This window comes from Corallococcus sp. CA041A (genome assembly GCF_003612075.1).
In the GTDB taxonomy this organism is placed as follows: Bacteria; Myxococcota; Myxococcia; order Myxococcales; family Myxococcaceae; genus Corallococcus; species Corallococcus exiguus.
On sequence record NZ_RAWF01000120.1, the window covers coordinates 18,715 to 29,300 of the forward strand.

At 68.6% G+C, this 10,586-nt stretch carries 10 protein-coding genes; 6 read left to right on the forward strand and 4 right to left on the reverse strand.

Annotation, left to right across the window (positions count from 1 at the left end; translation table 11 throughout):
* Positions 1-11: 11 nt before the first annotated feature.
* On the reverse strand, positions 12-701 hold the full coding sequence (locus D7V77_RS21760; RefSeq protein ID WP_120578209.1) for a hypothetical protein: 690 nt from the start codon (positions 699-701) through the stop codon (positions 12-14).
* 213 nt (positions 702-914) lie between these two features.
* Between D7V77_RS21760 and D7V77_RS21765 the strand changes: the two genes are divergently transcribed.
* Positions 915-1,571, forward strand: coding sequence for an outer membrane beta-barrel protein (locus D7V77_RS21765; protein WP_158624460.1), 657 nt, complete (start codon positions 915-917; stop codon positions 1,569-1,571).
* 17 nt (positions 1,572-1,588) lie between these two features.
* Here D7V77_RS21765 and D7V77_RS21770 read toward each other — a convergent pair whose 3' ends face one another.
* From D7V77_RS21770 to D7V77_RS44855, 3 genes are read right to left on the reverse strand one after another with little or no spacing between them, the layout of a single operon-like run.
* Positions 1,589-2,152 carry a head protein gene (locus D7V77_RS21770; RefSeq protein WP_120578211.1) on the reverse strand — a complete coding sequence of 188 codons (564 nt, stop codon included), beginning with the start codon at positions 2,150-2,152 and terminating at the stop codon, positions 1,589-1,591.
* Positions 2,149-2,778, reverse strand: a complete 630-nt coding sequence (locus tag D7V77_RS44850; protein WP_120578212.1) for a hypothetical protein — start codon at positions 2,776-2,778, stop codon at positions 2,149-2,151. Before D7V77_RS44850 ends, D7V77_RS21770 begins: the two co-directional genes overlap by 4 nt.
* A 51-nt stretch (positions 2,779-2,829) precedes the next feature.
* The gene (locus tag D7V77_RS44855; RefSeq protein WP_233597147.1) at positions 2,830-5,172 is read right to left on the reverse strand and encodes a lamin tail domain-containing protein; all 2,343 of its coding nucleotides are present in this window, start codon (positions 5,170-5,172) and stop codon (positions 2,830-2,832) included.
* A 245-nt stretch (positions 5,173-5,417) separates the two neighbouring features.
* On the opposite strand from D7V77_RS44855, the gene D7V77_RS21785 reads away from it, so the two are divergent.
* The 5 genes from D7V77_RS21785 to D7V77_RS21805 form a co-directional block, all read left to right on the forward strand.
* Positions 5,418-5,933: a transcriptional regulator gene (locus D7V77_RS21785; RefSeq protein ID WP_120578213.1), complete on the forward strand. Its 516-nt coding sequence runs from the start codon at positions 5,418-5,420 to the stop codon at positions 5,931-5,933.
* 101 nt (positions 5,934-6,034) lie between these two features.
* Positions 6,035-6,916, forward strand: coding sequence for a nucleotide exchange factor GrpE (gene grpE, locus D7V77_RS21790; protein ID WP_120578219.1), 882 nt, complete (start codon positions 6,035-6,037; stop codon positions 6,914-6,916).
* Positions 6,917-6,918: 2 nt separating this feature from the next.
* On the forward strand, positions 6,919-8,748 hold the full coding sequence (gene dnaK, locus D7V77_RS21795) for a molecular chaperone DnaK (RefSeq protein WP_120578214.1): 1,830 nt from the start codon (positions 6,919-6,921) through the stop codon (positions 8,746-8,748).
* A gap of 95 nt (positions 8,749-8,843) precedes the next feature.
* Positions 8,844-9,146: a hypothetical protein gene (locus tag D7V77_RS21800; protein WP_120578215.1), complete on the forward strand. Its 303-nt coding sequence runs from the start codon at positions 8,844-8,846 to the stop codon at positions 9,144-9,146.
* Positions 9,147-9,249: 103 nt separating this feature from the next.
* The coding region (locus tag D7V77_RS21805; RefSeq protein ID WP_147452121.1) for a serine/threonine-protein kinase at positions 9,250-10,586 on the forward strand (1,337 nt) is incomplete at its 3' end.

Here is a 10,586-nt window from a genome sequence, read left to right on the forward strand (position 1 = left end):
TGTGGATGCCGCTAAGACCGCCGGCCCGTCTTCCGCGCGAAGAACTCGCGGTTGAACGTCGCCACTCCCCACATGCGAGGGTCGTCCGGGAAGCCCTCCTTCGCCAGGGACTCGTCGCTCTGTTCCGCCAGCCAGCGGATGAACTCGTCCCGCGACGCGAAGGTCCGCTCCGGCCTGGCGTCTCCCTGGATGTAGCGGAGCCCCTGCGCGTACGTGCCATCCCCGGACCGCCACAGCGCGCGGGACACGCCCTCGCGCGGGTCGACGGTGATGGACAGGTCCGCCCCCGCGTCCAGCAGCTCCGCCACCCGCTGCGCCAGCGCGCGCCCGTACTTCCGCGAGTCGAAGTGGGCCTCCGCGCGGGCCTGCTCCTTCGCGTCATGCTCCCGCGTGACCGCGTCCGTCATCTGGATGCGAGGCGCCGCGTGCGCGTCGCAGACGATGGCCAGCGCGATGTCCCCCAGCCCGGGCGCCGACGCGTGATGCCACCGCATCAGCCCCTGCGCCTGGGCGCGCGGTGCTTCCGGCAGCGAACCGAACGTCAGCGCTCCGTCCGGCGCCGTGAAGATCAACGTGTCATCCAGGAGCTCCCCTTGATGCTTCAACGAAGCGGACAGCTCGATGCGGGCCAGCCCACGGGCTTCGCGCTCGGCGCGCAGCCAGCGGACGATGTCGGAGTCTTCGGTCGGGGGGGATGACATGGCTTGCTCCAGGACTCTGGCACGGCGTGAACCTGCCATGAGCTGAAACGAAAGACTGACATTCCTGTCGCGCTTCCGTGCTGTTCCAACACCCCACGACGTGCGAAGCCCGGGCGCCCGCATCCCGCGAACCCTGGCCGTGGGCTTGCAATGCGTTGCGCCGCCAACACCCAACCCACGCCGTCGGAAGACGGCCCCTTCACCCTGGACGACATGACTGCTCGACACTTCATCGCATCGGTGGCGCTGACCTCCTGCCTGGGCGCGTTGCCGGCGGCGGCGCAGGAACCCTCGAACTCCGGGCTCGCGCTGGGCGTGCGCGGCGCCTTTGGCATTCCGGTGGGCGACTCCGGCACGGACCTCTCGCTGAAGGACACGTTCGGCAGCACCGTGGCGCCGCAGGTGGACGTCTCCTACTTCTTCAACCGGCAGCTCTCGCTGGGCGCCTACTTCCAGTACGGCATCGGCTCCGGTCCCGGTGACGAGTGCGCGGACGGCGCGGACTGCAAGAGCAAGGTCCTGCGCTTCGGCATCGACCTGGACTACCACTTCCGGCCGGCCGGCTTCGTCTCGCCGTGGGTGGGCGTGGGCGTGGGCTATGAGATCGGCTCGCTGGAAGTGGGCGAAGGCTCCAACAGCGCCTGGTTCAAGCTCGAGGGCTATGACCTGGGCCACGCCCACTTCGGCGTGGACCTCCAGCTCACCCGCTCCATCGCGGTGGGGCCTTACATCTCCGCGTCCGTGGGGCAGTACAACAAGGGCGCGATCCGCTTGGGCGATGCCGCGGAAATCAGCAATGACCTTTCCGATGATGAAAAGCAGATCCACGTCTGGATCCAGCCGGGCGTGCGCGTGCAGTTCCGGCTGTAGTCCTCACCGTGCCGCCCTCACGGCTCCTGCGACGGAGGCGTGGGGGCGGGCAGGGGATAGAGGACGCGGTAGTCGATGCGGTGGTGGTAGGCGGCCAGATACGGCGCCCCCGCGACGTCGATGACCACCTGTTGGGGCGGCGTGGGTTGCTGGTTCATCCACGCCTCCGCCTCCTGCTTCGTGGCGAAGGACAGGCCCGAAGGCGTGAGCCGTTCATCCGCCATGGCCTGGAGGTAGAAGTCCAACGTTTCTGCCCGGACCAGGTGGGTTCTTCCCGTGGCTGGAACGAACATGGCGGAGTAGTAGTCGTCTCCAATCAGCACGCGTGCCGAGTCGATTGGGGGCTTCCGCGCGTTCATCGCGGCTTCCGCCTCCTCTCGGGTCTTGAAGCGGGCGATGACCAACGGAGGCGCGGAGGCCTCCTGGCTTTGGACATATGCTTCAAACTCGGTGCCCTGCCCGGTGCCCAGGATGAAGTAGATGGCGTCCATCGCGAAGATGAAGGCCTGCTTCTCTTCCTCGGAGGTGCTCTCCGAGTAGTGCCGTCCCAGGACCTCCAACTTGTCGAAGAAGTGCATCATGGTGCGCTCTCCACCAGGTGTTGTGCTGGGGCCACGGATGACGTCGTCAGAAGCAGCGCGGGCGCGAGCACGATGAGCCCCACGCCCGCTGAGACGACGACAAACGCGACCCCTGCGATGACCACCACGCTGCCCACCAGGATGGCGCGTTGGTTGCGCCGGGCCCATTCGGAGACCGCATCCAGCGAGGAAAGCTCCTGCGGCCGGAGCTTCTCAAGGTCGATGCAGTCCAGGTAGGGCTGTTTGCATCGGCGGACGCAGTACTCCTCCTTGCCACCAAGCCCGGGCCGTTTCGTGATGTGACTGAAGTCGCTCCCCAATGGCCGGCTCATGCATTCCTGGATGCACTCGCGGTTCTCCGCGTCACAGTCCCGAACGGAGCGCGCCGTCCGCACGATGCGCCGGCCCTCGGGGGCCTTCACGTAGTGGGCGAGGTCGAAGTCCTCCGCCGGCCGCCACTCCTGGGTGAAGCTCCCATCCGGGGCCTCCCTCAGAAGCAGCACCTGGCGGGGCAGCTCCTCCCGCGAAGGCGGAGCCACCGCCCCACGCGTCCCGCCACAGGCCGCGAGCCACACGCACAACACCACGGCCGTGGCGATTCTTCTCAGATGAACCCAGACGCGCATCCTTCCACCCAAGCAGAAGCCCAGGCGGAAGTCATGTCACCGCGAGCTGCTTCAGAAGGCGGTGTTGTTCGCCTTTTTGCCCGGGGTCGCGGCGTAATAGTAGAGGCTGTAACCCTCGACCCAGGTCCCCGTGGGGCTCAGGTCCGGGGAGCGGTTGAACGAATAGCCAGACGTCACCGGCATGCTGGAGGTCTGGTACGAGTGGCTGTCCTGCACCGTCCCGTCCGCGCGCACCAGGTACACGATGTCACCCGCGCCACCCTGGTTCACGCCCCGGTCGAAACGCAGCCCCAAGCCGCCGTTGGAGTACGTCGCGTACTGCGCCCCCGCTGGCAGCGCGGTCGACCCCGAGTACACCACGTAGGCCTTGCCCGCCGGCAACACCGTGCCCGACACGAACGTGTGCCGTGCCGGGTCCGCGCCCGAGTACGACTTCGCGTCGTGGATCTTCCAGCCGCTCAGATCCACCGACCCCGGACCCGCGTTGTAGATCTCCACGAACTGCTGGTCGTAATCCGGCGTCCCCGCGGCATTATTGAGCGGCTGCGCAAGGTACTCGTTGATGAACACCTGCTGCGTCGGCCGCGTCAGCGTGAACACCCCGTCGCTCACGTCCGCCACGTCCGCGCGCGCCGCGTCCGCCACGCGCACCCGCGCGAGCGTGGAGGACTCACTCGGCACCGTCCACGCGTAGCGGCCGGTGGACGCCGTCAGGCCCGACGCCACCGCGCGCCACACCGTCCCGTCCAGCGTGTACGTGATGTTCACCTGCGACACGTTGCTGGACGTCCAGGTGATGTTGAACGTCTGGCCCGCATTCAGCGTCTCACCGCCGTTGGGCGCCGTGACCCGCACGCTCCCCGACTGCGCGGCCGAGCCGAAGTTGAAATCGCTGAAGATGGGGTAGTGGTCCGACGTGGTGCTCTTGTAGCTGACGATGCTCGGCTTGAGCACCTTCGTGGAGTTCGCCACGTGGTACGCCGCCAACTCGTTCGTCGCCAGCTGATGGTCGATGAACTGGCTGTTGCTCACCGTCGAGCGCTCCCCGGACTCCGACAGCGGCTGGGTGAGAAACTTGTAGCGCGCGGCATCGTTCACCAGGTTCAGGTACGGCGACTCGTTGGGCGTGTAGATGGACGCGTCCACGTCGTCGTTCCAGTCGCCCAGCACCATCACGTTCTGCGTCGGCAGGTTCGTGTCGAGATAGTCCTTGAGGCACATCGCCGCGCCCTTGCGCCGCAGGTATGAATCCGAGTCCGCGTACGCCTTCATGTGCAGCACCATCACCGTGAGGTCCACCGGCGAGGAGCCCCGGAGCACCTTCAGGTCCACGCGCAGCGGCGGCCGGTACGCGAAGTCCTGCGCGCAGTCCGTCAGCACGACGTTCGAGCTCACCAGCTGCACCGTGCTCGTCTTGTAGAGCAGGCCCACCTTCTGGGCCGTGGGGCCGTACCAGCCATCACCCGCGAGCAGGCCGCTGTAGCCGCTGAGGTTCGCCGTCAGCGAGTTGAACGCGTCCACGCCGACGATCTCCGCCACGCCCAGCACGTCCGGCCCCGCGTCCGCGATGACCGCGGTCGCGTTGGCCAGTTGCAGCGCCTCGTCCGAGGGGCCCTCGGCCGTGGAGCCGAACCACTCGATGTTCCAGTTGCCCACCTTCAACGGCACCGCCGTCGGCTGCGTCCCGCCATCCGTCTTCGTGCCGCCGTCCGTCGTGCCGCCGTCCGTCTTCGTCCCGCCATCCGTCACCGGACCGCCGTCGGGCAGCTCGCCGGTCGACGTGGTCAGGGGCAGCTGGATGACCGCCTCCGCGTGGGCGCCGTTGGCGTCCTCCACCCGCACCGTGAATTCATACAGCGCCGGGCCCTGGGGCGTGCCGGTCAGCACCCCGTCCTCCGTCAGCGTCAGGCCGTCCGGAATCGCTCCGCCCGCCTGCGACCAGGTCAGCGGCGGCGTCCCGCCCGTGGCGGTGAAGGTGAAGGTGTAGAGGCTGCCCTCGGTCGCGTTCGGCAGCCGCGTCGTCGTCGTGGTGATGACCGGCGCCGGCCACACTCGCAACGCATAGCCCCGCGTGTGCTGGGCGCCCTTCGCGTCGCGCACCACCATCGTCAGCGTCCACTCGCCGGCCGTCGTCGCCGGGCCCACCAGCCGCCCGCTGTCTCCATAGAAGGAGAAGCCCGGCGGCACCTGGTCCACCGAATACGTGAGCGGCGCCGTGCCGCCCGTCGCCGTCAGCACCTTCTCGTAGGCCACCCCCACCGTGGCCGCCGTCAGCGTCACCTGGGGCAGCACGGGCCCCGAGGATTCCGGTTCGTTGGAACCACAGGCCGCCAGCGCGAGCAGGGACGTGAGCACGACGAGCGAGGACAGCGCTCGGAAGGACCGGGACGGCATATGGGAACACTCCAGCACCGGGCCCGCCCCAACGCGGCCTTCCCGGAAGAGGGCACGCACCTTAACGTGTCTGCCATCCGACTGTCGCGCGCGCCCCCGCTTGCACCCCGGCGGAGCCCCTGACGCACTGCCACACGGCAATCAGTGGCGCGCTCCGCCGTCCTACACGGACAGCGCGGAAGGCTTTGCGCGCGGTTCACACGTGCAGTTGGATGGGTTCGAGCAGACGACGGAGGAGACGCGTCATGGCCGAGAAGTGGGACAGGCAGTTGATGGACTTCCTCAAGCGCACCGGTGAAGACCTCAAGCGCACCACGGACGACCTCCGCGGCGAGGCCGAGCGCCTCCTCAAGGAAGTGAAGGACCCGGAAAAGCAGGCCAAGGTGAAGGAAGGCCTCGTGCAGCTGCGCACCTGGGCCGCCGCCACCACCAAGACCGCCGCGGAGAAGATTGAGACCGCCGTGCGCCGCGTGGAGACCTCCGTCGAGGAGGCCTTCAAGCCCGGCTCCACCACCGGCACTGCCTCCGCGCCCGACGCCGAAGCCAAGGCCGCCAAGACGGCCAAGGCCGCCCCGGAGGAGGAGGCCGCCCCCAGCCGCCCGGCCCGCGCCAAGAGCTCCGGCGCGTCCAAGGGCGGCAGCAAGTCCATCGGGCGCAAGAAGACCGCGAGCGCTCCCGCCGCCGCCAAGGGCGCCCGGGCCCCGAAGAAACCAGCTTCCAAGAAAACGTTGGGCCGCAAGAAACCCGCGCCCGGGGCGTGAAGTTCCGCTGCGTATGAAGTCGCGCCTGCCCGCACGCTGGGCATGCGCGACCGCCTCGGGTCCTGTTGGATCGCTCAGCGTCGCGTGAGATAGTGCGCGCCGTGTCGGGTACCAAAGACAAGGACAGCCTCCAGACGGACATCGGGCAGGACGTGATCGACGAGGCGGTTCGCAGCGTCGAGCGTCGGATGGACGGAGACGCGGACAGTGCGGGCTCGGAGACGGAGGTGGAGCTGGACGTCTCCGCCCCGGCCGCCGAAGCGGACGTCTCCACCCCCGAAGTCGCTCCCCCCACCGAGGACGCGGCCGCGCTCCGCCAGGAGGTGGAGTCGCTGCGCGCGCAGCTGGAGTTCAGCCAGACCAAGGCTCGCGAGACGCTGGAGCGCCTGAAGGAGGCGCACGAGCGCGCCAAGGACTTCCAGGACCGGGCCATCCGCTCCGCCGCGGACCTGGAGAACTACCGCAAGCGCGCGCAGAAGGAGAAGGAGGACGTCCAGAAGTTCGGCGTGGAGAAGCTCCTCAAGGACCTGCTCCCCGTGGTGGACAACATGGACCGCGCGCTCGACGCCGCCAGCAAGTCCCCCGACTTCGACAGCTTCCAGAAGGGGGTGGCCATGACGCGCAAGTCCTTCGAGGACTCGCTCGGCCGCCACGGCGTGAAGGGCTTCTCCGCCAAGGGCCAGCCCTTCGACCCGCGCCTGCACGAAGCCATCCAGCAGGTGGAGTCCGCGGACGTCCCGGCGGGCCACGTGCTCTTTGAAGTGACGCGTGGCTTCCATCTCAACGACCGCCTGGTGCGTCCCGCCATGGTCGTCGTCGCCCGCGCGCCGGAAGTCGTCGCGGCGCCGGAGCCCGTTGCCGCGGCGCCGGAAGCCGCCGCGCCCGCGGCCGGCACGGAAGCACCGAAGGCGTCTGAAGAAGGCAAGAGCGCGGAGCCCCAGACTTCCGCGCCGTCCGACAGTTCCTCCGGGGGGAGTCAGTAGTCATGGCGAAGGTGATTGGAATCGACCTGGGCACCACCAACTCCTGCGTCGCCGTGATGGAAGGCGGCGAGCCGGTGGTCATCCCCAACAGCGAAGGCAGCCGCACCACGCCCTCCATGGTGGGCTTCACCGACTCCGGTGAACGCCTGGTGGGCCAGATTGCCAAGCGGCAGGCCATCACCAACCCGGAGAACACGGTCTTCGCGGCCAAGCGCCTCATCGGCCGCAAGTTCGACTCGCCGGAGGCGAAGAAGGCCATTGGCGTCTCCTCCTTCAAGGTGGCGTCCAGCCCCAACGGCGACGCGTGGGTTGAAATCCGGGGCAAGGGCTACAGCCCGCCGGAAGTCAGCGCCATCGTGCTGATGAAGATGAAGCAGACGGCGGAGGACTACCTCGGAGAGCCCGTCACCGAGGCCGTCATCACCGTCCCCGCCTACTTCAACGACAGCCAGCGCCAGGCGACGAAGGACGCGGGCCGCATCGCGGGCTTGAGCGTGCTGCGCATCATCAACGAGCCCACGGCCGCGGCGCTCGCGTACGGCCTGGACAAGGTGAAGGACGCCACCACGGAGCGCGTCGCCGTCTACGACCTGGGCGGCGGCACGTTCGATATCTCCATCCTGGAGCTCACCGCCGGCGTGTTCGAGGTCAAGAGCACCAACGGCGACACGTTCCTGGGTGGCGAGGACTTCGACCAGCGCCTCATCGACTACCTGGCCAAGCGCTTCGCGGAGCAGAACAACGGCCTGGACCTGCGCAAGGACCGCATGGCGCTCCAGCGCCTGAAGGAAGCGGCGGAGCGCGCCAAGCACGAGCTGTCCAGCGCCCCGGAGACGGAGGTCAACCTCCCGTTCATCACCGCGGACGCGTCCGGCCCCAAGCACCTCACGGAGACCGTGGACCGCTCCACCTTCGAGGCCCTGGTCGCGGACCTCATCGACCGCTCCATCGAGCCGTGCCGCATCGCGCTCAAGGACGCGGGCCTCACCGCGCAGGCCATCAACCAGGTCCTCCTGGTGGGCGGCATGACGCGCATGCCGCGCGTGCAGCAGAAGGTGAAGGAGTTCTTCGGCAAGGAGCCCCACAAGGGCATCAACCCGGATGAAGTCGTCGCCGTGGGCGCCGCCATCCAGGGCGGCGTGCTCAAGGGCGAGGTGAAGGACGTCCTCCTGCTGGACGTCACGCCGCTGTCCCTGGGCGTGGAGACCGCGGGCGGCGTCTTCACGAAGATCATCGACAAGAACACCACCATCCCCTGCAAGAAGGGCCAGGTGTTCTCCACCGCGGTGGACAACCAGCCGCTCGTGTCCGTGCACGTCCTCCAGGGCGAGCGCGAGATGGCGGCGGACAACAAGACGCTGGCGCGCTTCGAGCTGGTCGGCATCCCGCCCGCGCCGCGCGGCGTGCCGCAGATTGAGGTGTCCTTCGACATCGACGCGAACGGCATCGTGCACGTGAGCGCGCGCGACCTGGGCACCGGCAAGCAGCAGCAGGTGCGCGTGGTGGGCAACTCCGGTCTGTCGGAGGCCGAAATCCAGGGGATGATCAACGACGCCCAGTCGCACTCCGCGGACGACAAGAAGAAGAAGGAGCTGGCGGAGCTGCGCAACAACGCGGACGGGCTCATCTACACCACGGAGAAGAGCCTGGAGGAGTACGCCAACCTCCTGTCGGAGAAGGACAAGGGCGAAATCCAGGCGGACCTGGAGCGCCTGCGTTCCGTGCTCAACACCTCCGACGCGGGCGTCTTGAAGGAAGCCTTCCAGCGGCTGGAGGGCAGCGCGTACCGCATCGCGGACGCCATCTACACGGACCAGGCCAAGTCCGGCTGATGCCTCACCCCGGGCGTGGGCCGGGCGGTGCAATCGCCCGGTCCCCCCGTTCGTAGGCCGGGGGTCCGCCTCTCTTTTTCCCTGGAGCCTCCCTCATGGAGCTGACCGAAGCCGTCATGGTCATCATGGTCACCGGCATGACCGTCGGTGTGCCGCTGCTCGGCCTCACGCTGCGCTTCGCCCTCAAGCCCGTGATTGAGACGTGGCTGCGCGTGCGCGAGGTCCAGGCCCGGCCCGCCGGGGAGCTGGAGGCGCTGCGCGCGCGCGTGGCGCACCTGGAGTACATGCTGGACCGCCACGGGCTGCTGGAGCACCCCGTGACCCGCGCGACGCCGGAGCTGGGTGAACTGCCGGAGCGCCTGTCGCCGATGGTGCGCGTGGACCGCGAGCGCGTCTGACGTCCCACCCGGTGGGCGCTGCATCCCCGCCGGGTTTTCGGGTATTGATGAATGCGTGGCATTCCAATCCCCGGAAGAAGAGCTGGCCTTCCTGCGCGGCCTGATGGCCGTGAACCGGATGGCCGACGACATCCTCGAGGACTGCCTGGAGCGGGGTCTGGACCTCGACACCGGCCTGGACGTGTTCCTCACGCAGTGCGCCCGCATGGTGCACGCGAAGGCGGGCTTCGTTTCGCTCCGGGGCACGCGAGGCCCGGTGCTGACGCGTGTGCTGGGCGAGCTGGGCGTGGACGTCTTCGAGGCGGCCCACTGGAGCGGCCCCCGGAAGCTGCGCGAAGGCCGGATGCTCTTCTGCCAGCAGCTCACCCTGGGGCGGCTGAACCTGGGCGGACTGGGCCTGGTGGTGGATGGGAACTTCGAGGACGGCGGCCAGCGGGTGATGGGGCTGGTGGAGGCGATTGGCGAGCAGCTGGACTCGGCGGTGCTGTCCTTCCTGGCGCTGACGGACGGCCGGGGACCGCTGGAGCGGCTGGACGAGCTGGACGTGGAGGGCACGCCCGTCAACCGCGGACGCATTGGCCGCTATGAGGTCGTGAAGCCCCTGGGCACGGGCGGCATGGCGCAGGTGCTCATCGCGCGCACTCGCGGGCCGGAGGGGCTGGGGCGGCTGGTGGCGCTCAAGCGCATCCTGCCCCACCTGACGGCGCAGCCAGAGATGGTGCAGCAGTTCCTGGACGAGGCGCGCATCGGCCTGCGGCTGTCGCACCCCAACCTGGTGCACGTCTACGACTTCGGCGAGGCGCAGGGCGCGTACTACATGGCCATGGAGCTGGTGAACGGCATCGACCTGGACCGGCTCTTGCGCGCCAACAAGGGGCCGCTGGAGCCGGCGGTGGTGTCCGCCATCGTGTCGCAGGCGCTGATGGGGCTGCACGCCGCGCATGCGCTCAAGGGCGAGGACGGCGCGTCCCTGGAACTGGTGCACCGCGACCTGTCACCGCACAACGTGATGGTGGGCTTCGATGGCCAGGTGAAGGTGCTGGACTTCGGCGTGGCCAAGGTGCGCGCGCAGCGCACGGTGACGCTGCCGGGCATCGTGAAGGGCAAGCCGCTCTACATGTCCCCGGAGCAGGCGCTGGGCCAGAAGCTGGACGCGCGAAGCGACCTGTTCGCCATGGGGCTCGTCCTCTACCAGGCCCTCACGGGACGGCGGGCCTTCGAGCGCGAGGACGAGTTGGACACCATGAAGGCCATCTGCCAGGAGAAGCTGACGAAGCCTCCGGAGGTGCTCGCCCCTCTGTGGAACGTGCTGTCGGTGGCGCTGTCCAAGGACCCCGAGGCCCGTTTCCCCACCGCGCACGCCATGGCGGACCGGCTGGTGGCCGCGTGTCCCCCCGCGCGCGATACGGCACTGGCGGCGCTGGCGGGACGGTTGTTCCC

What these genes read in the sequence shown, in the direction of transcription:
- dnaK (WP_120578214.1), top strand. Translation starts at nt 6,919, where the DNA reads ATGGCGAAGGTGATTGGAATCGACCTGGGCACCACCAACTCCTGCGTC.
- D7V77_RS44850 (WP_120578212.1), bottom strand. Translation starts at nt 2,778, where the DNA reads ATGCGCGTCTGGGTTCATCTGAGAAGAATCGCCACGGCCGTGGTGTTG.
- D7V77_RS21785 (WP_120578213.1), top strand. Translation starts at nt 5,418, where the DNA reads ATGGCCGAGAAGTGGGACAGGCAGTTGATGGACTTCCTCAAGCGCACC.
- D7V77_RS44855 (WP_233597147.1), bottom strand. Translation starts at nt 5,172, where the DNA reads ATGCCGTCCCGGTCCTTCCGAGCGCTGTCCTCGCTCGTCGTGCTCACG.
- D7V77_RS21800 (WP_120578215.1), top strand. Translation starts at nt 8,844, where the DNA reads ATGGAGCTGACCGAAGCCGTCATGGTCATCATGGTCACCGGCATGACC.
- D7V77_RS21760 (WP_120578209.1), bottom strand. Translation starts at nt 701, where the DNA reads ATGTCATCCCCCCCGACCGAAGACTCCGACATCGTCCGCTGGCTGCGC.
- D7V77_RS21770 (WP_120578211.1), bottom strand. Translation starts at nt 2,152, where the DNA reads ATGATGCACTTCTTCGACAAGTTGGAGGTCCTGGGACGGCACTACTCG.
- D7V77_RS21765 (WP_158624460.1), top strand. Translation starts at nt 915, where the DNA reads ATGACTGCTCGACACTTCATCGCATCGGTGGCGCTGACCTCCTGCCTG.